Source organism: Rhodococcus sp. IEGM 1330 (genome assembly GCF_033142445.1).
Taxonomy (GTDB): Bacteria; Actinomycetota; Actinomycetes; order Mycobacteriales; family Mycobacteriaceae; genus Rhodococcoides.
Genome location: NZ_JAWLSB010000007.1, coordinates 108,013 through 131,148, shown reverse-complemented (window position 1 = coordinate 131,148; position 23,136 = coordinate 108,013). Strand labels below are relative to the sequence as shown.

Genomic DNA, 23,136 nt, shown 5'->3' with positions numbered 1-23,136 from the left:
GGCCGTGCCGGGACGATGCAGCGTCGTCGATGGCTCAGTGCACAGGTCTGCCGGTCACCGCGTCGGGGGAGAGGTCGAGTCGACGGAGTAACTGCGCGTTGGCGGCGACGACGATCGTCGACAGTGACATCAGGACGGCACCGATCGACATGGGGAGCACGAAGCCGACCGGTGCCAGCACACCTGCCGCGAGCGGAACCGATATCAGGTTGTATCCCGCTGCCCACCATAGGTTTTGCTTCATCTTGCGGTAGGAGGCGCGGGAGAGTTCGATCACCGACAACACGGATCGGGGATCGTCGCTGGCGAGGATCACTCCTGCTGACGCGATCGCGACGTCGGTACCGGCTCCGATCGCGATGCCGACATCGGCCTGCGCCAGGGCAGGTGCGTCGTTGACCCCGTCGCCGACCATCGCGACGGTGCGCCCCTCCTGTTGCAGGGTCGCGACAGTGTGCGACTTGTCTGCCGGTTTCACTCCGGCGAAGTACCGGTCCACGCCGAGTTCGGTGGCAACGGATTTCGCGACGGCGTCGGCGTCGCCGGTGATCATCACCACCGTGATTTTTCGGGCGTGCAGCGCGTCGATCGCAGTGCGTGATTCGGGTCGAATCTCGTCGGCGAGGGCGAGCGCTCCGATGACGGTGTCGCCGGCGAGGACATGCAGGATGATCGCCCCGCCTTCGCGCCATCGATCGGCGATTCCGAGTTCGGCCGCGTGTGCCTGCTCGAGCAGAGCGGGCCCGCCGACCTGGATGCGGTGCCCGTCGACGTCGGCGGACACCCCGATCGCCGGTGACGATCGAAAGTCCGTGGCCGCCGGGACGGTCAGCTTTCGGTGCCTCGCAGCGGCCACGATGGCGCGCGCCAACGGGTGCTCGGAATCGGCTTCTGCGGCAGCGGCCAGCGCGAGGACTTCGTCGGCGCTGCGGCCGGCGGTCACCTCGATGGCGGTGACAGTGGGTTCGCCCATCGTGAGGGTGCCGGTCTTGTCGAACAGCACTGTGTCCACGACCCGCATGGTTTCGAGTGCGAGCCGGTCCTTGACGAGGACACCGCCGCGGGCGGCTCGTTCGGTTGCGATGGAGACGACCAGCGGTATCGCCAAACCGAGTGCGTGCGGGCAGGCGATGACCAGCACCGTGATCGTGCGGACGATGGCGTCGTCGGGCATCCCGAACAGTGTCCACACGACGGCGGTGATGCCTGCCGATCCGAGCGCGAACCAGAACAACCACCCCGCAGCGGTGTCGGCAATGCGCTGAGCACGCGATGTCGAGTTCTGGGCGTCGGAGACCAACCGGCCGATTCCGGCGAGGGCGGTGTCTTCCCCGACGGCGGTCACCTGGACGCGAAGACCGGAATCGGTGGCCACTGTCCCTGCAACGACCTGATCGCCGTCGCCGCGGCGGACCGTCCGTGATTCACCGGTGATCATCGATTCGTCCATGCTCGCCGATCCGGCGACGACGGTGCCGTCGGCGGGCACCCGCCCTCCGGGGCGGACGACGACGACATCGCCGAGCCGGAGCTGGTCCGGGGGTATCGGCACGACATCGTCGTTTTCGACGCGTTCAGCGGTGTCGGGAAGCAGTGCTGCCAGTGAATCGAGCGCGGATGTGGTCTGCGCGAGCGATCGCATTTCGATCCAGTGTCCGAGCAGCATGATCACGATCAGCAGGGCCAGCTCCCACCAGAAGTCGAGCTGATGATCGAGGATGCCGAGACTTGCCCCCATCGATGCGCCGAACGCGACGGTGATCGCCAGTGCGATGAGGAGCATCATGCCCGGAGCGCGCGAACGGACTTCGCCCATCGCCCCGGTGAGGAACGGAGAACCGCCCCAGAAGAACATCACGGTGCCCAGCACCGGAGAGATCCAGCTGATCCACGGCTCGTCGGGCAATGAGTATCCGAGGAGCATCGCGAACATGTCGGATGCGAGGACGACGGGGACGGCAAGCAGGACCATGATGGTGAACAGGCGTCGGAACATCCCGACGTGATCGCCGTGCCCCGCATGGTTGCTGTGTCCTTGGGGGCCTTCGTGTCCTTGGTGGGCTTCGTGTTCCGAATGTGTCGAGTGTTCTGTGTGCGTGTGGGTCATCGTGCTGGTCCTTCCCGCTGACGAGTTCGGCGGTTACGAATGGTGTGAAATGGAGGGATCCGCAGTGGCCGAATAGCCGGCCTGCCGGACCGCGGCGATGACGTCTGTCTGTTGGAGCGCCGGCGTACCGACCACGGTCAGTGTGCCCTCTGCGGCGGACGCAACCACGGACTCCACCTCGGCGAGCTCGCCGACCTCTTCGGTGATCGACGCCTCGCAGTGGCCGCAGGTCATGCCGGTGACTCGATAGGTGCTGGTGAACAATTCCATTTCTCCGCCTTTGCTTGCATACCCCTAGGGGGTATGTTGACTGTCGGCTCTAACATACCCCCTATGGGTATGCTTGGGAAGGGGTGAGTCGAATCGAATCCTGCTCGAGTAGGCTGAAATATCGGAGAGTCCTTCTCCACGGGTCGGTCCGAGGGAGAACGTTCACATGGCACGTCCACGGGTATTGGTGCTCGGCGGAGGATTCGGCGGGCTGCACGCGGCTCGACGCCTACGTGGTGAGGACGTCGACGTCACCGTGCTCGAACGCGGCACCTCCCACGTCTTCCAGCCACTGCTCTATCAGTGCGCCACCGGTCTTGTGTCCGAGGGCTCGATCGCCAGTCCACTGCGACACCTGCTGCGCAAGCAGAAGAACGTGCATGTGGCACTGGGCGAAGCGACCTCGGTGACCCCTCCTGTCGACGGCTCGGCGGGCGACCGCGGAGTGGTGACGGCGAGTCGGTTCGACGGCTCGACGTTCGAGTTGCCCTACGACTACCTCGTCGTCGCCGTCGGAATGCAGCAGGCCTATCACGGCCACGACGAATACGTGCAGTGGGCACCGGGCATGAAGACCCTCGACGATGCCCTCGCGATCAGGCGAAAGCTGATCTCCGCCTTCGAGATGGCCGAATCCCTCCCCACCGCCGACGAGCGCCGACCCTGGCTCACGTTCGCCGTGGCCGGGGGAGGCCCGACCGGAGTCGAGTTGGCCGGTCAGATAAGGGAACTCGCGACTCGGGCGTTGGCGAAGGAGTTCGATTCGATCGATCCGTCGGAAGCTCGGGTCCTGCTCTTTCACGGCGGAGATCGAGTACTCGAATCGTTCCCCGACTCACTGACGACAAAGGCGCAGCGAACCCTCGACACCGTCGGCGTCGAGACACATCTCGGCGTGCACGTCACCGACGTCACGGCCACCGACGTCGAGGTGACGGCCAAGGCCGAACCCAAGACCGTCACTCGCTACGACACTCACACCGTGCTGTGGACTGCAGGCGTCGAGGCAGTTCCGTTCGTGAAGCAGCTTGCCGACGCTATGGGCGTCGCGCAGGACCGATCGGGACGTATTGCGGTGCAACCGGATCTGTCGATCCCCGGGCACCGCAATGTCTTCGTCGTCGGAGACATCATGTCGCTGAACAAGCTTGCCGGAGTGGCCGAAGTAGCGATGCAGGGCGGCCGGGCAGCGGGCGCAGCCATCGCAGCAGATGTATCCGGTTCTGCGCGAAAGGATTTCAAGTACCGAGACCTCGGCACCGCGGCCTACATCGCCCGCGGTCACGCACTGGTGCAGGCCGGGCCGCTGAAGATGTCGGGATTCCTGGGCTGGGTCTCGTGGGGCGTCATCCATATCGCCTTCCTGGCCGGCAACCGCAATCGCGTCGGGACACTGATCAACTGGGCCGCAACCCTGGCCACCGGCACCCGACGCGAACGGGCCATCACCTACGGCGACCCGGAAACGGCGCGTAAGCCGTACAACTGAGCGCACCCCAGTGTTCAGTACCGTCGCCGATCTGCGGGAATCCGCGATCGGTCGACGGTAGTGAACAGTCAGGTGCGGGTCAGCCGATGCCGGGGATGAAACCGGGGTAGACGAAGTGCCCTGGACCGCCGCCGGGCAACAGCTGGCCCGTCGAACCCGGATAGTTCATGTTCAGCGGAATCAGCTTGTGCGGGTTGCCGTTCGCGTCGGCCTGCCAGCAGGCGCCGAGCACGCCGTGAAATCCGGTGCACACGATGCGGGTGCTGTTGCCGTAGGGCGAGGTCAGTCGATTCTCGCTGACGAAGGGATTCCAGTAGTCCGGGTCCTGAGGCGTGAGGAATCCGGTGACGTCCTGCGGAGGCGACGGAGTCGGATACGGCGGCGGAGTGGGCCACTCGTCGGCGGCGGCCGTTCCCATGCCGAGGGCGGCGGCACCTGCAATGACACAAGCAATGACGGCGGTGCGACGAAACATCTCGATCGACTCCTTCGCGGGGCGGGCACCCAATAGACCACACACACTCGTCTCGTGGGAACACCTCTACATTTGACAACCATGACGGCGTTGGATCGGTACGGGCCCGTTGTGGCAACGGTATGCGGTGGATTCGTTGCCGGATACTCGATTCGGGAATCGCTCGGGTGGGATTCGTTCTTCATCGAGTCCTCGGGTTACTGGTACGGGGCGTTCGTCACCGCGCAATGGGCCGGAACACTCGCCGTCGTGGCCGCGGTGATCGTGCTGACCGTCGTACATTCTCGGCGCTCGTCGGTACTGGCTGCAGTGGCTGCTGCGCTCGGGGCGGTAGTGATCGCACTACCGTCGTTCGTGCCGATTGCGGCCAATCAAGCGGTCACCACGAACGCCCTCGGAGCCGGTGTTCTGGTGGGCGTGTGTGGGCACATTGCGGCCGGTCGCCGAGGTCCGTCGGCCGGACTCGCCGTGGGTCTGCTGGGTTCGATGCTGTTCTACTCAGCGATCTCCGGCTTGCGGGGGCCGCGCGAGGGCCGCTGGATGGTGGTGGTGCCGGGACCGTATCTGGTCGAATCGACAGTCCCTCTGCTCGTTCTCCTCCTGACCGCAGCGCTGCTGGTCGCGATGGCCCTGCGCACGCCTGTGATCGGATTCGAGGCGTCCGATGCTGCAGCCGTAGGCGTACTCGCCTTCGTGTACCTGATCGTCTACACCTACCTCGGCGACACGACGTCGACGATGAGGATGTGGATATTCGCCGTTGCGATCGCCGTCGCACTGACCTACGCCGCCGCGCTGAAGCTCGACGGTCGTGACGGCCGATACCTGATGCTGGGGTTGGCGATCGCGGCGTCCGGGGTCAACTCGCTGAGATCGTCGGATGCGTCGTGGTGGGTATTCGCTGTCGCCGCTGTGCTGTTCGTCGGCGCAGTACGGGTGGGCCTGCACCGAGACCTGTCGACCCCCGCGCTCGTGTTGCTCGCCGTGGTCACGGCCACCGGTCTGATTGCGATCGACGACAGTGCGGTCAATATCGTTGGAACCGTTGCATATTGCACCCTCTATCCGGTCGCCCTCGGCCTGGCCGTCGGATCCATGCAACCGATGCGCGCGGTGGCGTCGAGCATCACGCCCCTGATTCCGTTCGCGCTGACGCTGTTCTGGGTGTCGGCTCCGGTGCCGCCGCGGGAGTTCTTCTGGACGGATGGCACGCCCGACGACAATGTGCGGCCCATCGTCTCGCTGTATTCGCCGCTGCCCGTGGGAGTGGTGACTGCGGTGATCGTCGTCGTGGCCTGTATTTTCGCCACCCGCGGCGAGCGTCGGGACCATCACGATCGAGTCTCGGAATCGTCCGGTCCGTGACGCTTGGCCCGTTTACTCGAGGTAACGTCACCTCATCTTCGGCCGATGTAGAAACTCGACCGGTGTAACTCGACGAAAAGGTGAAACAGCGTGCCACGATCTCGACGACACGGCTTCCGGCGAATCGGTTCGGCTACGGCCGTCGCCCTCGCAGTGGCGATTCTGCCGACCGCGCTGATGACGCCCGTCGCGTCCGCGGACGAACTGCCCGCGTCGACGACACAGTCGAGCAACGGATCGCGGATCGAGTCGGTGAACACCCTCGACAACCGCCAGGTTCAGCTCCAGGTGTTCTCGGCGTCGATGAACCGCACCATTCCCGTGACGGTGCAGCGTCCCGCCGACGAGAGCGTGTCGCGTCCCGTGCTGTACCTGCTCAACGGCGCAGGCGGCGGCGAGGATGCCGCATCGTGGCAGTCGCAGACCGACGCCGAGGCCTTCCTCTCGGACAAGAACGCCTACATCGTGACTCCGCAGAAGGGTAAGTGGTCCTACTACACCGACTGGCTGCAGGACGATCCGAAGCTCGGTAGCAACAAGTGGAGCACCTTCCTCGGTGAAGAACTGCCCCCGCTGATCGACGCTCAGTTCGACACCAACGGCCGCCAGTCGCTCGCAGCGCTGTCCATGACGGGCACCTCGGTGCTCAACATCGCGATCAAGTACCCGGGCAAGTTCACCGGCGTCGCTGCGTACAGTGGCTGCGCTCAGACCTCCGACCCCATCGGTCAGCAGTTCGTCAAGCTTGTCGTCGAGACCTACGGCGGCGGCAACGTCGAGAACATGTGGGGACCGCTCGACGGCCCCGTGTGGCGCGAGAACGACCCACTGCTCAACGCCGAGAAGCTCCGCGGAACGCAGATCTACATGAGCACCGGCAGCGGCCTGCCGGGTGCACCGAACGACACCTACGCCAACCCGCGTCTGAAGAACGACCCGGCGACGCTCGCCAACCAGGTCATCGTCGGCGGCGGCATCGAAGTTGCCACCAACTTCTGCACCTCGAACCTGGCCAAGCGCCTCGACCAGCTCGGAATCCCGGCCACGGTCGACTTCCGTCCGGTCGGAAACCACTCGTGGGGCTACTGGCAGGACGACCTGCACAACTCCTGGCCGTTCCTGGCGGGATCGCTCGGCATCTGATCTTCGTAACACCGAACAACGGCCACTTGCACCTCGCGTGCGGGTGGCCGTTCTTCGTTCTACGGGGCGGTGGATCAGGGCGGTAATCGAACGTATGATCGAACGATGGCACGGCGCGCACAACCTCGACCGGCGTCTGCCGTGCGCCCCTTCACATTGCTTCGACCGCCACTGAAGGTGTGGATCGACCTCAACATCCTCTATCCGCTACCGCCACACCACGCGTCGAAGTTCAACCCCGAAGGATTCGATGTTCGACGCGTGGTGCCGGGCGATCTGGTCGAATGGTCCATTACCGTGGACGGCGACTGGCTTGGCCGAGTCACGTACGAGCTGATGTCACGCGATCGCAGTGAAACAGTCACGCATTGGGTGCCCAGCCGGGCACTCAAGCCGCTGTAGAGACGCGAAAAGCCCCGCCTCGAACGAGGCGGGGCTTTCGTCATCACCTTCAGAAGCTGTGCTTACGGGCCTTCTTGGCGAGCTTGCGGGTGGTGCGCTTCGACGGCACGAAAAGGTGTGCAGCGCTGTGGCGACGGTTGCGTCGACGGATCAGCACGAACGCGACAGCACCGGCAACGGCTGCGATGGCGGCGATGACGGGAGTGCCGACCTTCGCGGCCTCGGCCACATCCTCGCTGTCGATGTTGCGAACCTTGTTCTTCACGTCGTCGGCGACGGCGGAGGCCTTGTCGGCTGCCTTGTCGGCGACCTGGGAGGCCTTCTCCTTCACATCATCGACATCGACGTTCTGAACCTTGTCCTTGACGGTGTTCTTGACATCCTGTGCCACGTCGGCGGCTTTGTCTGCCGCATCGGAGGCTGCGTGCTTGGCTTCCTTGGCGGCATCGGCTGCGGTGTCGGCAACGTTCTCGGCCGCGTCGGAGACCTTGTCGGCGGCCTGATGAGTGTTGGCCTTGGCCTGATCCGTTGCGCCCTCGGCACGAAGGCTGTCGTCACCGGTTGCTTCGCCGACCTTCTCCTTCGCAGTCCCGGCCAGTTCGTCTGCCTTGTGCTGAGCCTTGTCGATGAAGTCGGCCATCGGTGCGTACCTCTTTCGTGTAGGTAATCTCCGGACATCCGGAGCTGGGGGCGTCGCGTACAACGCCGATAGGTATGAGTCGAAATCGACGCTCCGAAACATACGTCCGAACGGGCGTGTTCTGGGTCACTATCAGCAGGTCGGGCTACACGGGCCGGGGCGTCCGCAGCGTGGCGGTGACCAATTCGACGAGGGTGTCGATGTACGTGGTGAAGGCGTCATCGGTCGGCTCGACGCCGGAGCTGCAGCTCAGTGCCCACTCCTGGGCGAAGATATTGGCGGCACCGATCATCGCGAGAATGACCAGGCGATAGTTTCTGTCGGGCAGTTCTCCTCGTGCTGCGGCGGCAGTTGCCAGGGAGCCGAACATCTCGACGATGACGTCTCGCTGGTTCATGCGCCACAGCTCGATATCGGTACTGACTCCGACGACCTCGACGTAGCAGACCCGAGCCGACATCCGGGTTCGACACGTGACGCCGAGGTACGCCCGGATCGCGGCGTCGATCGACGCCACCGCCGATTGCCGACCGTCGTCCGACAGTGCGTCTCGCGCAGCGCGCTCGCCGTCCTGATTGATTGTGGTGACGATCTTCTTGAGCAGCTCCGACCGGCTCCCGATCTCGCGATAGAAGTGACGGGTCGACACGTTCGATTCCGAGCACAACATGCCGATCGTCGTCGCGGCGTATCCGTGCGTGCCGAACAGGCCGATCCCGGTGTCCATCAGACGGGTAATACGTTCGGAGGAACGCTCCTGTGGGGATCTGCCTGCGTACTTCCGATCGGGCATGGGTCCGAGCGTACTGATCGAACTCGCCCACGTCGGGTGATGTCACAGAACGGAACGGACCGCTCCCGAGCTCATCACGTGCGTCGACGCGTCCGCAGTCGCTTCGGCCACGTCGAGCGCACCGGCTTGTACGCGCCGGCCAGGGAGCGTCGGTCGAAATCCATGCCGGATCCCCTCGACGCGAGCAGGACGAGAGCGATGACTCCTGCGGCCCCGACCACCACAGGAGTCATCGGGTACTGGTTCCGGGCGCGACGGGGGTGCAGTGAACGGAGGGGGTGAAGTTCATGAGGGGTTCCTGTCTTCGGTATGCGTTGAAGCCTGCCATTGACACCACCACTCGTCAATGGCACATTAGGTGATGTAAGTCGCGATCCGCTGCTCAGTCGGTCGAAATTGCGATGGTGTTCGGCAAGACAGTGAGGCGTGGCGTGACGAAAAGCCAAGGTCGGTGGCCCGAGGTAGACGATGCTGTCGACAACTTCAAGGACGTTCTCATCATCGGTGCCGGCATATCGGGCGTCGGTGCCGCGTATCGCTTGCAGGAGATGGCTCCGGAGCTGAGCTACTCGATCCTCGAGGGCCGCGAGCGGGCAGGCGGTACCTGGGATCTGTTCCGATACCCCGGAATTCGTTCGGACAGCGACATCTTCACGTTCTCGTTCCCGCACACGCCGTGGCAGGGCGACACTCTGCTCGCTCATGGCGAGGACATCCGCAACTACATCGTCGATACCGCTTACGCCAACGGTATCGATGAGCACACGCATTTCTCGACCATGGTCACTGCGGCGAACTGGGATTCGTCGACGGACCTGTGGACGGTCGACGCCCTGACGAACGGTGTTCCCACGACCTACCGCAGTCGATTCGTGTTCCTGTGCACCGGCTACTTCGACTACTCGGGTGGGTACACCCCCGATCTTCCCGGGCTCGAGGAGTTCAGCGGGCAGGTGGTGCACCCCCAGCAGTGGCCGGAAGGGCTCGACCACACCGGCAAGAGGGTAGTCGTGATCGGAAGTGGCGCAACCGCAATCACATTGGTGCCTTCTCTGGCGGCCGACGCCGCATCGGTGACGATGCTGCAGCGTTCACCCACCTACATCGCGTCACTACCGATGACCGATCCGTTCACCACGATCACCAAGCGCCTCCTGCCGGACTCGCTGGCGCACAGTGCATTGCGGTGGCGCAATGCACTGTTGATGGTCGGCTCGTATCAGTTGTGTCGACGCGCACCGAAGACGGCCCGCAGGGTGTTCCGGGCGATGACGAAGGCGCAGCTGCCACGTGGATACGACGTCGACAAGCACTTCGATCCGACCTACGCCCCGTGGGACCAGCGGTTGTGTGTCGTGCCTGACGGTGATCTCTTCAAGGCCATTCGATCCGGTCGCGCGACCGTGGTGACCGACCGGATCGCCAGGGTGACCGCCGACGGTATTCGCGTGGAATCGGGCGAGGAGATCCCCGCCGACATCATCGTCACCGCAACCGGCCTGAAGCTCCAGGCCTTCGGCGGAATCAAGCTGTCGCTGGACGGAAAGCCGTTCGAGCCGCACGACAAGTTCGTCTACAAGGGCCACATGCTCGAGGATGTGCCCAACGTGGCCTGGTGCATCGGGTACACGAACGCATCGTGGACGCTCAAAGCCGACATGACGGCCCAGGCGGTAGCGAAACTGTTGGTGTACATGCGGTCTCACGGCCACACCCATGCGATCCCGGACCGTCAGGGCAAGGCCGTGGAATCTCGTCCGGTCGTCGATCTCGCCTCCGGTTACGTCACGCGGTCTCTGAACGAACTCCCCAAATCGGGGACCGAGCGTCCGTGGTCGGTGCGCCAGAACTACATTCTCGACAGAATCGACGCGCGCTTCGACGATCTGACGGAATCGATGACGTTCGGCCGGGCGGCACAACCGACGGTGGCCGGATCGGACCCGTCTGGTGTGGAGAACGTGTACCGCACCGAGCCGAGAAAGATTGGTATGCAGTGACTTCGGACATCGATGGGCTGACTCTGGCGCACACGATCCGGGGTGAGGGCCCGACGTTGGTACTCATCCACGGCATCGTGCACCGGCAACATGCGTGGGACAGTGTCGTCGAGACACTGGCGCGGCACCGGCGAGTGGTGACGGTCGACCTGCCCGGCCACGGTGATTCGCCGGAGCTCCCCACCGACGAGTTCGACCTCGGCCCGTGGATCGTCGCCGAACTCGAGCGGTTTCTCGAGCACGTGTCCGCCGACGGCGAGAAGCCACACGTGGCCGGGAATTCGTTGGGCGGATACTTCGCACTCGAACTCGCCGCCCGTGGGTCGGTCGCCTCGGCCACCGCACTCTCGCCGGCCGGCTTCTTCCGCGGCCACTGGGATCAGACGCGGGCTTTGCTCGTGTTTCGTTTGCTGCGAGCACTGTCCCGAGTCATCAGTCCGATCGCACCGGCCATGATGCGTTCGGTCGTGGGTCGCACGATCGCCAACGGCGTCTTCTACGCCAAGCCGTGGCGAGTTCCCGCGGCAACGGCCACCATCGACGCGCTCAGCATCACCACCAACCGTGCGATCGACGCAGCCGGTAACGCCTTGCCGCGCTTCAGCATTCCGGTCGACGAGGATGTTCCCGTCACGGTCGCGTGGGGCCGTCGCGACTGGGTTCTGCCGGTGTATCAGGCCCCTCTGGTGCGTAATACTTTTCCGCATGCGGACGTGACGACGTACCCCGGCCTCGGGCACGTACCGATGTCGGACGATCCGGAACTGGTGGCGTCGATTCTGTTGAGGGGATCACGAACCGTCTCGCAGTCGGCGTGAGCGTTCCGGAGAAGGTCGACGGGCGAAGCCACCGGTGGCGCGATCACCGGATCACCCGGCGGCGGGAACTGCTCGACTGCACTCTGGCCGCGATTCGTCAGCAGGGGCACGACATCGGGATGGATGACATCGCCTCGGCGAACGGCGTCTCGAAAACCGTTCTGTACAAGCACTTCGCCGACAAGAAGGGCCTGGCGGACGCCGCGATGGCTCGATACGTCGAGACGGCGCTGGTGCCTCGTATCCAAGACGCGATGTCCGACGACCTCGACGAGTACCACCTCACCCGCGCAGTGATTTCCGCCTACGTCACGACTGTCGCCACCGATCCCGAGATCTACATCTACGTTCACGCCAACAACGCCGTCTCCGGCAATCAAGACGTCATCACTGCCGCAGAGGGACTGATCGCAGAGTTGCTGACCACTGTCATCGCCGACAGATTTCGAGAGCGACAGTTCTCTACGGCCGGCTCGATCCCCATCGCCTTCGCGATGATCGGTGCCGTTCGATTGGCGTCACACTGGTGGATCTTCGATCGGACGATGTCCGCCGAAGAACTCGTCGACTACCTGACGATGATGGTGTGGGGCGGTATCGCAGGCATAGCCCGCGCCCAAGGCTCTGCCGCACGATTCGCGTCGGAACCTCACCCGTTGGTCGAGGTGGAAGGCGATCGGTCGCTCATGATCTCGATCACGAGTTCCGGTCAACGCCCGCCGGACGACCCGAAAATCGGAGGCAGCCCGATCGGGCTCGAACCCAGCCGATAGCTCGCGATGACTGCCTTGTGATCGGTCGGCCACGGCAGCGGTGAGGAGACGAAATTGTCGGCCGTCGATTCTTCGGCCCGCTGATTGCGGACGATCGACCCGCGCGGGCCCACAATGCCGGCCGATGTCAGCGTCAGTTGCGGTGACGGGCCGGCGAAGATGTAGTCGATTCGATCCCGCTCGTCGGCCTCCGGGGTCCACGTGATCGACGACACCGGGGCATCGGGATTGTCTGCAGGCCAGGTGAATCCGGGATGAGTGACCGGATCGGGGTACAGGTGTCGGTAGGCGTCGACGAAGCCCGCATCTTTCAGTCGCTGGGTGGAACCCCAGGGCAGCGCTACTCCGTTGTGGTCGAACAGATCCTTGGTGGCCGCGGTCCAGTCGAGTGTCGAGGGTTCGTTGAAGTCGCCACCGAGGATGACGGCCCGCCCCTTGGCTTGTTCGAGCGCCGCGTCGGCGATGAACTCGGCGATCTCGCTCGGACGTCCCGACTCGTCGTTGGTCTGGGTGATCGCCGCGACGTCGGTGACCGGGCCGGTCGGAATCTTGTCCCAGCCGTACTCGGAGAATCGGCCGGGTCGGGGCACTCCGGCCCCGTAGCCGCGCGGCAGATAGGTTGCGTACCACTGGTACTGGAGATGCGCGGCGTACACGGCGATGGGAACACCGCCCGGCACGATCACTGCCTTTGTCATGTACTCGAACGACCCGGTTTCCTGGATCGGATACAGCGACAACACGGCGGTGTCTTCACTGGGTGCCGAATAGAATTTCAACCCCAGCCGTTCCAGGATGACTACCAGATCCGCGGCAGCGGTGCGAGCTTCGGAGAGTAGTACCACCGATGCGCCGGTCGATTGGATGATGCCGGCAACCAGCTCGAGACCATTGTCGATCCTGGTCCCGTTGAGCCAGGTGTTGATCGCCAGCACCCGCAACTCCGTCGGTGAAGGTTGCGCGAGTGCCAGGCCTGCACCGGTCGAACCCAGCGTGACCAAGCCCGCCGCCAAGCCGAGGCCTTTCAAAGCGCTGCGTCGTGAAATCGGATCCACGTAAACCCCCAAGAGCATTGTCGAACATCGACGGACGGATCGATTGTCGACGTCGACCAGGGGGCGATGCAACGCCGTAGCCGAGTGTTCAACGAGCGGTCACGCGTTCGGGGATAGAACGGCGCCGAATATTTCGCAAAACTTAGAGTTTCTCGTCCTCGGGTCGGTCTCCGGCCGACCTACCTGTGGAACGAACCTAGTCCGGGAGCGTGATGTTTCGCGCAAGGGCGGCGGCAGCGACTTCGTTGGGCAGTATGTTTCGGAAGAGGAAAAGGTCCTGGCCGAGAATCCAGTCGGGAGCCAGTGTGGCCGAGTACCTTTCGAAGTAGCCCAGTTGTTTGCCGAACAAGACCAACTCTTCCGGCGTCGCGATGCCCCAGCGCCTGCCGGTCTCGACTAGCGACGCGACCAGCCTGCTCAGATCCAGTCGGCCGGCCCCTCGGCCGAGAACCGGCTCGAACAGCTTTCGCAACTGTAGGCCGATCAGTTTGTCGCCCAATGTGGTTCCGTCGGTGATGCCCAGCACGCGGATGCGTCGCGCGGCCTCGGTGTAATTACCGTCGAACAGAGATGCACGGAACATTTCTCGCAGCACGTCGCGCCACTCTTCGGGCAACTCACCGACGATCCCGAAGTCGAGGAACCCGACCCGTCCGTCGTCCAGCTCCCACAGATTGCCCGCGTGCACATCTCCGTGGAACGGACCGTGCAGCACAACGGCTTCCAGCCAGACCTTCACGCCTCGACGAAGCTGTAGCTCGGAGTCGACCGTGGCCAGATCGTCCGACATGATGCGGCCGACCGGAGTGCCGCGAACTCGCTCCATGCAGATCACCCGAGGTCCGCAGTGGCTCCAGAAGATCTCCGGAACCATCACGTGGGAATTGTCCCCGAACACGTACAGATTGTCGCGAAAACGTTCCTGGCGCAGCGCTTCTGCTGCGCTGTTGAGCTCCTGGGCCGTCAGGTCGTTGAGTTCACGCACGATGACCGTCGCATTGGCGATACGGAAGAACTCGAAGAATCTCTCCAACAACGAGGCTCCGGCGAACGCCACCCGAAGATCGACGCGCATGTGCCGTCGGATCTCGGGACGCTGGACTTTGACCACCGCCTCCCGGCCGTCGAGCAATACGCAGGCGTGGACCTGCGCGACCGACGCCGCAGACAACGGTACGTCCTCGAACGAGTCGAACAGATCCTCGATACTGCCGCCCAGATCGCGTTCGATCGCTCGGCGGGCCCTACGAGCCGAAACAGGAGGAACCTTATCGAGCAACCGCAGACACGCGTCGGCCAGAACCGGAGGAAAGACCCCGGGCGACGACGCCATGAGCTGGCCCAACTTGACGAATGTGGGCCCCAGCGCCTCGAATCCTTTGACTATCCCCTCGGCAAGGGACACCGTGAACCGGCGCCGTTTGCGGAGCCAGAAGATCGGCCAGCGGACGATGGCAATGATTGCGGCGGCAACCAGGACGACGGTGATCCAGATGGCCCGGCCCAGCTCTTCGAGTCCGAATCGGGTGATGTCCGGATACTCGATCTCGAGTGCTTCGGGCGGCGGACCGTCCGGATAGGGTCCCGTGGAGAACGCGTATCCGGTATTACTGCGCGGCACTGGGATTGGCGACGTCACTGGTCAACCACCTACCGTCTTCCTGCCTTTCGAGCGTCATGACCACTGCATTCACCGCCTGACGCGGTTCGGTGACCGTGGCGTTCGAGGCCGTCTGATCGATGATCACCAATACTTCCACCCGGTCGACGGCTGTGGACTTCGCAGCGATGTCGAGGACCTCCGCCGTCGATGTGGCACCGGCCTCCACCAGAGTCGCCTGCAGATCGCTGCTGGTCTCGGTAAACGTATCAGCCAATGACCCAGTGGCACCAGATAATACGTCGTCGACGTAGGTGCCGAAGGTATCTGCACTGTAAGTGAACAAGGTGATTGCGAAGGTACGAGCGGTATCGACGGCCTCTGCGCGGGAGGTGTCCAGCGAGCGTCGTTGTTCGAGCTGGTACGCGAAGACGCCCGCACAGGCGATCGCGACGATCAACGCCAGCGCCAGAGCAGACGCCACTGCCGGCGGCCGCCGCTGTGTGCGAGCCTGTACCGCGGGCTCCTCGGGGGTCTCGTCCACCTTTTCGTCGGGTGTCGGGTCGTCGGTTTTCAGGTCGGTCATGTGTACTCCTTCGTTGCGAAGACGGGGGTGGGTTCGGGGGATCGGTCAGCCGCCCGTCCGCTCCTGCCCGGTAGCCCCGGCGGGGGGACCGCCGGTGTCGTCGTCTGGTGGACGAGGAACGTTCTGCGCTCCACGAACCTGCAGCTCCGGATCGGTGCTGTTGCAGTACATGTACTTCAGCGGCGGAGTCATCGCGGCGATGGACGGTGAGACAGTGGGGTTGAGGTAGTCGCAGGTGGGTCTCGGATACGGGTCGGCGACGACATTGAGCTGGTTGTCATGGCCGGCGAGTCCGAACGCGCCTGCGCCGGCCGACATCGCCGGGAACAGGGCCTCGATCGCAGGTGTGTGCAGGCGAGCGGCCCTGGCGATGCGGGCGAGGTTCTTCAGAAGATCCCCGCCGGCATTGCGATTCTCCCCGATGACCGCCTTTGCGGAATCGAGTCGAGCAGGAGTGTCGTCGAGCAGAGCGCGTATCTCGGCGTCCGACGCAGACAACTGCTCCGCCAACGCCGTGCCGCCGATCGAGAGGCGGGTCAGATCGGGTTCGATGTCGCCGACGGTCTGCAGCAGCGTCCGACCGTTGCGAATCAGGGTGATCGTCTCGGGAAGAACGGAATCCAGACCGGTGAGCAGTGCGCCGCCGCCGTCGATGATCGCCTGCAGCTGCGCTGGGCCACCCGCCGTCGCCGCATCGAGTTGGTCGATGATCGACGTCAATTGCGCCGGGTCGATCTGGCTGACCAGGTCGGTGACACTCACGAGCATCGTGGCGAACGGGACCGGGGTGTCCGTTCGATCCCGTTCGACCACGTCGCCGTCGGCCAGATACGGAGCATCGTCGGAATCGGGACGGAAGTCTATGTACTGCTCGCCTGCAGCGGACAGCGCCGCCACCACGACGGTGCCGTCGGCCGGAACGAGGTGCCCGGCCGAGATGTCCAGTTGCGCTTCGACACCGTCGACGGTGATGTCGACAGCAGCTACTCGGCCGATTCTTTGCCCGCGCACGGACACATCTCCGTTCGCCTGCAACCCACCGGATCCGTCGAGCCGCACGGTGACGCGGTAGTCGTCCGAGAGTGGATCGATGCGCAGCGCTCCCATGGTCAGGTATGCCGCCCCCACGAGAAGGACGAGCACGAGCGCCGTGTTCGAGACGAGCACAGGATGTCGAGCCACCCAGCGGCGCAGTATCATCGGCCGGCTCCCGCATCGTTCGGGGATGGGGTTCCGGTGGGGGTCGGGAGCTCGACGGTGGGCGCGGGAGTGAGGCCCTGTCCGGTCACGCGACCGTACACGCGGTTCAACGTGTCGGTGAGACTGCCGACGAAGTCCTCGCCGTCCTCGGCTCCCGGCCAGTGGCTCGCCGGATCGTCCAGCGCGGCCAGGCTGAGCCAGGAAAGCCGAACGTAGATTGCTACGGAATTGCCCTTGGTGTTCGAGGCCAGTTTCGGTGCGAGCTGCTCGAGTTGCTTCATGGCCACGTCGAGGTCGTCGCCGATCGCAGCGACGGACGCGAACGTCTGCTCGGTGCCGACCAACAGATCACGCAGCGCCGGACCTGTTTCCTCGGTGAAGGTTGCGAGCTTGCCTGCCGCACCTCCCGCGGCGGCGATGACGTCGGTGATGCCTTTGCTGTTGTCGGCCAGGGTCTGGGTGAGTTGGGGTAGCTGCTGTGCAATCGCGTCGATCGCGTCGGTTCTGGCACCCAGAATCGAACTGAGCTCCTGCGTTCGGTCCAGCATCGAATCGATCTGCTCCGTGCGCTGATTCAAGTCCGTCACGGTGGCGGTGAGCTCGGTGAGTATGTTCGACGCGTCCGCACTGCGACCGGCCAGTGCTGTGTCCAACTCTCCGATGATGGTCTGCAGTCTGCTGACGCCGCCGCCGTTGACGACGAGCGACGCAGAGGCGAGCAGTTCCTCGACACTGGCACCCGCGGAGGTGGAGGTGATATCGATGGTCGAATCAGGTTGCAGCCGAGGGGTATCGGAGTCTGTGCTGGGCGACGACAGAGAGACGAAGACATCCCCGAGCGGCGTCGCCTGTCGGAGTTCGGCTCGCACGTCGACCGGAAGGTTCACCCCGGCGCGAATGGCCATCTGCACACGTGCGGTGTAGTTCTCGGCGTCGATCTCCTGGACCTGACCGATGTCGACCCCGCCGAGTTTGACCTTCGCCTGCTGAGGCAGGTTGAGTGCATCGGTGAAAACGGCGTCGATGCGGTACGAGTCGGCACCGACCCCGGGGCTCGGAAGCGGCAGGTCCTCGAGGGTGGTGCTGCAGCCGGCGAGAATCGTCGTCGCCGAGATCGCTGCGATCGGCATCGTCCAGTACTTCACGGCTGACTCAGCCCCAGCAGCGCGGCCGAGATTCCGAAGTCCGGTCCGAAGTCGTACACGCGGCCGCTACGGCAGCCCTCCGACTTCAGCTGGATGCGCTGGCAGAATTCGTTGACCAGTTCGGTGTCGAACAGAGTTCTGTCGGTGAGGAAGTGGACGCGCAGAGCTCTGGAGACCGGGTCGGTGGCGTTCTCGAGATTGCGGAACAGCGTCGGCGCCGTGTCGATCGTCTCCGAAAGTTCACGACTGTGGTCGGTCAGTCCCGCGACCGCCGTCTGCAAGTTGGCGAACAGCGCAGGGAAGGAGTCTCGGTTCGCGTCGATCAGGCCCGTCAGTTGACTCGTCAGCCGATTGATCTGTGCGACAGTATCTCCGAGCGCGGCCGACTGATCACCTGCTTCACCGATCACCTGTGCCATGTCTGTCGAGAAGCCGCGAATCTGCGCATCGTTCTCTGCGGCAACGCGGGTCAGCTCGCTGACGGAGGTGATCAGGCGCGTCAAGGAGTCCTTGTTGTCCACCCCGACCGCCAACGCTGCGGACAGGTCGTCGAGAGTGGACCGGATCTTGGCCCCGTTGCCCGTCAACCCCTCGTTCGTCACCGCCAACAGGTCTGCGATCGGCCGATTGCCGTCGCCGCTGTCCGCGAGAGTGGCCGACAGCTCGGTGACGGCGTCGAGCACCCTGTCGATCTCGACGGGTACGTGCGTTCGGGCGAGGGGCACATGCGCCCCGTCCTCGAGTACCGGCCCGTTTCCCGAATACGGTGGCGTCAACTCGACGTGCCGATCGGTCACCACCGACGTCGAGATGGTCGCCACGTCCAGATCGGCTGGTAGCTGCACCGATTCGTCGACCGTCATGCTGATGCGTACGTGCGAACCCTGCGCCTCGATGCTGTCGACTGTTCCTATCGACATGCCCAACACCGCAACCTCGTTTCCCTCGTAGAGTCCGGCAGCGTTCTCCAGATCGGCGGTGATGGTGATGGTCGAACCGGTGACGGCCGTCAACGATCGGGGCAGACCGCAGCCGACGCTCGACAACAGCACCGCCGACATGCCTGCAGCCACGGCGACGCGAATTCGGGCTCTCATCGGCACCCCTGTACGACTTGGGCGGAGCACAGCCAGTTGTCCGGCAGTAGCGACCACGGAGTGGCGATGTCGGCATAGGGCCCGTTGCCGAAGGCGTTCGTCATCTGCCGGACCGTTACCGGCAAACTTTCGTATACCCGCCGCAGCGTGTCGTCGTTGTTGGCCAGACCCTGACTCAGCGCAGCCAATTGTCCGATCAACGGGTCTATCGCAGCACGGTTCTCGGCGAACACGGCGTCGAGCTGGGCGGTGAGCGCATCGGTCGAGGCAAGCAAATTCGCCACCGCGCCCCGCTGCGCCACGATGGTGTCCGCGAGAGCGGCACCTTGGCCCAGCATCGACATCAGGGCGGCACTGTTGTCCGACAGTCGCGCCGTCACCTGATCTGCATCGTCGAGCAGCGCAGCTATCTGATCCTCTCGATCGGCGATCACCCTGGACAGGGCCGAGATGCTCTCCAGTGCCTGACCGGTCAGTTCGGGAGTGCCTTCGAGTTGATCGGCGACCGTGGTCAGTGACTCGCGCATCGTTCTCGCATCGATCTGCTCGATCACCGGTGTACCGGTCTGGATCGCTTTCTGCAGATCGAAGGGAACTGTGCTGTGCGACAGCTCGATCGGACTTTTCCCCAACGGGGTGTCCCCGTCCGGTGTGAGTGAGACGTAGCGCGACCCCAGAATGGTGGACAGTTTGATCTCGGCTTTCGTCTCGGAACCCAACTCGACGGAGTCGTCCACGTCGAGCACGACGTGGACGTGATCGCCTGCCAGCGCGAGCGAATCGACCTTCCCGGCGGAGACTCCGGCGATGCGGACGTCGTCACCGCTCCGCAGCCCGGCGGACTGAGCGAAGAGAACGTCGACGGTCCGATTGCCGATGCCGGCATGCTGATAGCCGAGCACCGCACCGAAGATCAGGACGATTGCCGCGCATCCGGCGATACCGCGCCAGAAGTCACGGGGCATCAACCGGATGGAGGCCCGAATGCGGGCCGGTAGCGATGTCATTCGAGGCAGACCTCCGACTGTGCGGTGCCGCCGACTCGACTGAAAACACCTGGTGGGAAAAGAAGTCCGGCGAAACTGACGTCCAGATTGCAGACGTACATGTTGATGAAGCTTCCGTTCTCGGTGATGCGCGAGAACGACGAGAGCACCGAGGGCAGCATCCCGATGGACGTGCTCAGTTGCGCGCCGTCGCGGTTGACGAGATCGGTGGTCGCACCGAGTCGGTCGATGGTCCCCGAGAGCGTCGGCCGAACGTCGTCCACCATCTCGGCGACGGGACCGGCGGAATCTCCGATCGTGCGCACCGCGTTGGCCAGAGGTTCTGCTTGCGCATTGAGATCGGTCATCAATCTCTGCGTGGATTCGATCAGAGCCGCCGTATCGTCACCGTGATCGGCCACCTCGGCCAGTACCTCACCCAGGTTGGCTACGATCAGACCGAGTATTTCGTCCTTCTCCGCGAATTCCGCTGCCAGCGAGGCGCTTTGCACTACCAGAGTGCTGATCGAGACGCCATCTCCCTGCAGGGTGGCAACGATGGACTCGGACAACGAGTTGACCTGCTGGGGGTCGAGCACGCTGAACAGCGGTTGGAAGCCGTTGAGGAGAGCGGAGACGTCGTACGACGGCTCGGTGCGCTCGGTCCCGATGGTCGCGCCAGGCAGGACCGTATCGGTGGATTGCCCGGTGGTGTCGAGGGCGAGGTAGCGCTGACCGATCAAATTCTGGTACTTGATCGAGATTGTCGTGTTCTCGTAGACGGTCTGGCCGCGCTCGAGGACGAATTGCGCTCGTGCGGTGTTTCCGTCGAGCGATACATCCTCCACTTTGCCCACGCGCACGCCGGCGATCCGAACGTCGTCGCCGCTCTGTAACCCTGATGCATCCTCGAAAAGCGCAGCGTAAGTCTCGGTTTCACCTGCCACCGAACGGCCGAGGGTGGTCCAGATCAGCGTGGTCACCGCGATGGCCAAGACCATGAAGATGCTGAATCCGATGAGGGGCCTACGAATCGATGTCATGGTGCACCGACCCGATCGGCGTTGTCGATCGCGATGGTCTGCCCGCGCAGCAGCGGTCCGAGGAGAATGACCGAGGTGGGATCGGCCGGCCGGCCGAGTACATCGCCGATCGCTGCCTTCTCTTCCTCGCTACCGACGGATCCGATGTTGCCCGGAGAGTACGAAATGCCCTCCGCCGAAACACCCGTGCCGCCCAGCGCGTCGTCGCCCGAGGCTCGAGACGGCGGTGCGGTGATGCAGCTGGCTCCGGCCATGTCGCCGTAGCGGGGGCAGTCTTCCCGGGTGTACGGAGTGAATGGGGTAGCGGTGATGTCGATCGACCAGATCAATCGCCCGTTGGGGCCGGTGAAGGCGCGGTTGAAGCCTTCCAACGTCCGGCCGAACTCTCGCACACCGGTGGGGAGATCGTTGCCGTTGACGGCCAGAGCGCCCATGACCGGGTCCAGGTCTCGAACCAACGAGATTGCACCGGGCAGGTTGTGGGCCAGCGCCGCGTCGAGACTCGACGTGGCACCGGCAGCGCTCGTCAGGAATTGAATCAGCTGATCGCGCTTCTCCGCGATGGTCGCCGCGGGAATCAGCGAACTTTCCAAGGTGTCCAGCAACAACGGTGCCGTTCTGCTCAGGCTACTGATCGAGGTGTCGAGCAGATCGATATCGGAAGTGAGATCCGGCATTTCGGCTCGGAGCGTGGTCAGGTAGTTACTGGCCCTCGAGATGGTGGAGCCGATCGATTCGCCGCGGCCGTCGAGGGCGTCGGCGAGCGTGTACAGCACCGAACTCGACTTCTCTGGGTCGATCGCGGTCAGCACGTTGCGCAGACTCGTCATTGCCGTCTGCAGTTCGAGTGTTTCCCGTGAGGTATCGCCCGCGATGGTTGCGCCTGCCTGGATGCTGCTTGCGCCGCCGGTGTCCACCAACTCGATCGAGGAAACGGCGAAGATGTTGCTGGGCACGACCCGCGCGGTGACGGTGTTCGGAATCGTCTCGGCGCGTGCGGGATTCAATCGAATCTCCACGGTGCTCATGCCTGCGGGATCGCTGTCCACCCCGGCAACCGCGCCGACCAGAACTCCGCGGAATTTGACGTCCGCATTCTGCGGCAGACCGTCGCCGAGCGTGGGCATCGACGCGACGACGTCGACGGTGTTGCGCCAGATACCCGTGTAGCGCGCCAGCAGAAGCCCCGCGATCGCGCTGAAGAGCAGGAACACGCACAGGCCCCGGATCACGAGCGTGGACATCGACGGTGCGCGCCCTCCCACATCGAACATTCGGGCCCCTATCCCGAGATCCTGATGCCGGGATCGGATCCCCACATCGCAAGGGTCATCAACGTATTGACGAAGATGACGACGATGATGCTGGTACGAATTGCCTTGCCCGCCGCCACCCCGACTCCCTCGGGACCGCCGGATGCGTAGTACCCGTAGTAGCACTGAATGACCGTCGTGAGAAGAACGAAGACAACAGCTTTGGTCACCGAGTACAGGACGTCCTGGACGGACAGGAACGAATGGAAGTAGTGCAGGTACGTGCCGGCGGATTGGCCGCTCTGCACCCCGACGACGATTTGAGCGGTGAGGTAGCTCGCGCTCAGTCCGAGAACGTACAGCGGCAGAATTGCGATGACGGCGGCCATCATTCGGGTGCTGACAAGATACGCCAAGGGGTCGATCGCGAGTGACTCGAGCGCGTCGATCTCCTCACCGATTCGCATCGAACCCAGTTGCGCGGTGAAGCGACAACCGGCCTGGGCGGCGAACCCGATGGCAGCGATCAGAGGTGCAAGTTCTCGGGTGGTGCCGAACGCGGACACTGCCCCGGTCAACGGGCCCATCCCCAGGAGATTCAGTGCGGTGTAGCCCTCGATGCCGACGGTGGCTCCGGCCAAGGCTCCGAGGAGAACGATCACTCCGATGGTGCCGCCGCCGACGACGATGGCACCGTTTCCCCAGCTCACGTCCGAGAGCAGACGCCACAGCTCGGGCCGGTACCGCCGCACCGTGTAGGGCATCGATCCCACGGATCGGCTCAGGAAGGTCGCCTGGTGGCCCAACGTGGCCAGGGCGCGCGTCGGGGCGGCGACGACGATGGTTGCCGTCGTGACGAGGGGTTTGAGCAGCGGCGGTGTGTAGCGAGTGGCCAT

At 64.0% G+C, this 23,136-nt stretch carries 23 protein-coding genes; 7 read left to right on the top strand and 16 right to left on the bottom strand.

The genetic code is table 11. The features are described 5' to 3' along the window. Window positions 1-34: 34 nt before the first annotated feature. Window positions 35-2,107, bottom strand: coding sequence for a heavy metal translocating P-type ATPase (locus R4P57_RS17480; protein WP_317804074.1), 2,073 nt, complete (start codon window positions 2,105-2,107; stop codon window positions 35-37). A 33-nt stretch (window positions 2,108-2,140) separates the two neighbouring features. Continuing rightward, window positions 2,141-2,377, bottom strand: a complete 237-nt coding sequence (locus R4P57_RS17475; protein ID WP_317804073.1) for a heavy metal-associated domain-containing protein — start codon at window positions 2,375-2,377, stop codon at window positions 2,141-2,143. A 166-nt stretch (window positions 2,378-2,543) separates the two neighbouring features. Between R4P57_RS17475 and R4P57_RS17470 the strand changes: the two genes are divergently transcribed. Continuing rightward, window positions 2,544-3,866, top strand: a complete 1,323-nt coding sequence (locus R4P57_RS17470) for an NAD(P)/FAD-dependent oxidoreductase (protein WP_317804072.1) — start codon at window positions 2,544-2,546, stop codon at window positions 3,864-3,866. 79 nt (window positions 3,867-3,945) lie between these two features. Here R4P57_RS17470 and R4P57_RS17465 read toward each other — a convergent pair whose 3' ends face one another. Beyond that, entirely contained in the window at window positions 3,946-4,341 is a 396-nt protein-coding gene (locus R4P57_RS17465; RefSeq protein WP_317804071.1) for a hypothetical protein, read from the bottom strand. An 81-nt stretch (window positions 4,342-4,422) separates the two neighbouring features. Between R4P57_RS17465 and R4P57_RS17460 the strand changes: the two genes are divergently transcribed. The 3 genes from R4P57_RS17460 (at window position 4,423) to R4P57_RS17450 (ending at window position 7,251) form a co-directional block, all read left to right on the top strand. Then, window positions 4,423-5,706, top strand: coding sequence for a hypothetical protein (locus R4P57_RS17460; protein WP_317804070.1), 1,284 nt, complete (start codon window positions 4,423-4,425; stop codon window positions 5,704-5,706). Between the two features lie 177 nt (window positions 5,707-5,883). Continuing rightward, window positions 5,884-6,849: an alpha/beta hydrolase gene (locus R4P57_RS17455; RefSeq protein WP_411742390.1), complete on the top strand. Its 966-nt coding sequence runs from the start codon at window positions 5,884-5,886 to the stop codon at window positions 6,847-6,849. 105 nt (window positions 6,850-6,954) lie between these two features. Next, window positions 6,955-7,251 (top strand): hypothetical protein, encoded by a 297-nt coding sequence (locus R4P57_RS17450; protein ID WP_317804068.1) that lies wholly within the window; start codon window positions 6,955-6,957, stop codon window positions 7,249-7,251. A 49-nt stretch (window positions 7,252-7,300) separates the two neighbouring features. On the opposite strand, the gene R4P57_RS17445 is transcribed toward R4P57_RS17450, so the two are convergent. The 3 genes from R4P57_RS17445 to R4P57_RS17435 form a co-directional block, all read right to left on the bottom strand. Further along, a complete protein-coding gene (locus R4P57_RS17445) occupies window positions 7,301-7,891 on the bottom strand; it encodes a CsbD family protein (protein ID WP_317804067.1) in 591 nt (196 codons plus the stop codon). A gap of 145 nt (window positions 7,892-8,036) precedes the next feature. Continuing rightward, window positions 8,037-8,684, bottom strand: coding sequence for a TetR/AcrR family transcriptional regulator (locus R4P57_RS17440; protein ID WP_317804066.1), 648 nt, complete (start codon window positions 8,682-8,684; stop codon window positions 8,037-8,039). A gap of 74 nt (window positions 8,685-8,758) precedes the next feature. Then, a complete protein-coding gene (locus R4P57_RS17435; RefSeq protein ID WP_317804065.1) occupies window positions 8,759-8,917 on the bottom strand; it encodes a hypothetical protein in 159 nt (52 codons plus the stop codon). Between the two features lie 168 nt (window positions 8,918-9,085). Between R4P57_RS17435 and R4P57_RS17430 the strand changes: the two genes are divergently transcribed. The 3 genes from R4P57_RS17430 to R4P57_RS17420 are packed head-to-tail and all read left to right on the top strand — an operon-like array spanning window position 9,086 to window position 12,275. Next, on the top strand, window positions 9,086-10,684 hold the full coding sequence (locus R4P57_RS17430; RefSeq protein WP_317804064.1) for an NAD(P)/FAD-dependent oxidoreductase: 1,599 nt from the start codon (window positions 9,086-9,088) through the stop codon (window positions 10,682-10,684). Further along, on the top strand, window positions 10,681-11,502 hold the full coding sequence (locus R4P57_RS17425) for an alpha/beta fold hydrolase (RefSeq protein WP_317804063.1): 822 nt from the start codon (window positions 10,681-10,683) through the stop codon (window positions 11,500-11,502). Before R4P57_RS17430 ends, R4P57_RS17425 begins: the two co-directional genes overlap by 4 nt. After that, window positions 11,499-12,275, top strand: coding sequence for a TetR/AcrR family transcriptional regulator (locus R4P57_RS17420; protein ID WP_317804062.1), 777 nt, complete (start codon window positions 11,499-11,501; stop codon window positions 12,273-12,275). Before R4P57_RS17425 ends, R4P57_RS17420 begins: the two co-directional genes overlap by 4 nt. Here R4P57_RS17420 and R4P57_RS17415 read toward each other — a convergent pair. The 10 genes from R4P57_RS17415 to R4P57_RS17370 form a co-directional block, all read right to left on the bottom strand. Continuing rightward, window positions 12,212-13,330, bottom strand: coding sequence for an endonuclease/exonuclease/phosphatase family protein (locus R4P57_RS17415; RefSeq protein ID WP_317804061.1), 1,119 nt, complete (start codon window positions 13,328-13,330; stop codon window positions 12,212-12,214). The two genes, R4P57_RS17420 and R4P57_RS17415, sit on opposite strands and share 64 nt — an antisense overlap. A gap of 196 nt (window positions 13,331-13,526) precedes the next feature. Then, complete coding sequence (locus tag R4P57_RS17410) at window positions 13,527-14,969, bottom strand: ABC1 kinase family protein (RefSeq protein WP_317804060.1); 1,443 nt, start codon at window positions 14,967-14,969, stop codon at window positions 13,527-13,529. Continuing rightward, window positions 14,938-15,516 (bottom strand): hypothetical protein, encoded by a 579-nt coding sequence (locus R4P57_RS17405; protein ID WP_317804059.1) that lies wholly within the window; start codon window positions 15,514-15,516, stop codon window positions 14,938-14,940. Before R4P57_RS17405 ends, R4P57_RS17410 begins: the two co-directional genes overlap by 32 nt. A gap of 45 nt (window positions 15,517-15,561) precedes the next feature. Continuing rightward, window positions 15,562-16,716, bottom strand: a complete 1,155-nt coding sequence (locus R4P57_RS17400) for an MCE family protein (protein WP_317804058.1) — start codon at window positions 16,714-16,716, stop codon at window positions 15,562-15,564. After that, on the bottom strand, window positions 16,713-17,846 hold the full coding sequence (locus R4P57_RS17395; protein WP_317804057.1) for an MCE family protein: 1,134 nt from the start codon (window positions 17,844-17,846) through the stop codon (window positions 16,713-16,715). Before R4P57_RS17395 ends, R4P57_RS17400 begins: the two co-directional genes overlap by 4 nt. 11 nt (window positions 17,847-17,857) lie before the next feature. Further along, a complete protein-coding gene (locus R4P57_RS17390; RefSeq protein ID WP_317804056.1) occupies window positions 17,858-18,958 on the bottom strand; it encodes an MCE family protein in 1,101 nt (366 codons plus the stop codon). Beyond that, complete coding sequence (locus tag R4P57_RS17385) at window positions 18,955-19,965, bottom strand: MCE family protein (RefSeq protein ID WP_317804055.1); 1,011 nt, start codon at window positions 19,963-19,965, stop codon at window positions 18,955-18,957. Before R4P57_RS17385 ends, R4P57_RS17390 begins: the two co-directional genes overlap by 4 nt. Beyond that, window positions 19,962-20,987, bottom strand: a complete 1,026-nt coding sequence (locus tag R4P57_RS17380) for an MlaD family protein (RefSeq protein WP_317804054.1) — start codon at window positions 20,985-20,987, stop codon at window positions 19,962-19,964. Before R4P57_RS17380 ends, R4P57_RS17385 begins: the two co-directional genes overlap by 4 nt. Next, the gene (locus R4P57_RS17375; RefSeq protein ID WP_317804053.1) at window positions 20,984-22,261 is read right to left on the bottom strand and encodes an MCE family protein; all 1,278 of its coding nucleotides are present in this window, start codon (window positions 22,259-22,261) and stop codon (window positions 20,984-20,986) included. Before R4P57_RS17375 ends, R4P57_RS17380 begins: the two co-directional genes overlap by 4 nt. Before the next feature lie 8 nt (window positions 22,262-22,269). Then, window positions 22,270-23,136: an ABC transporter permease gene (locus R4P57_RS17370; RefSeq protein WP_317804052.1), complete on the bottom strand. Its 867-nt coding sequence runs from the start codon at window positions 23,134-23,136 to the stop codon at window positions 22,270-22,272.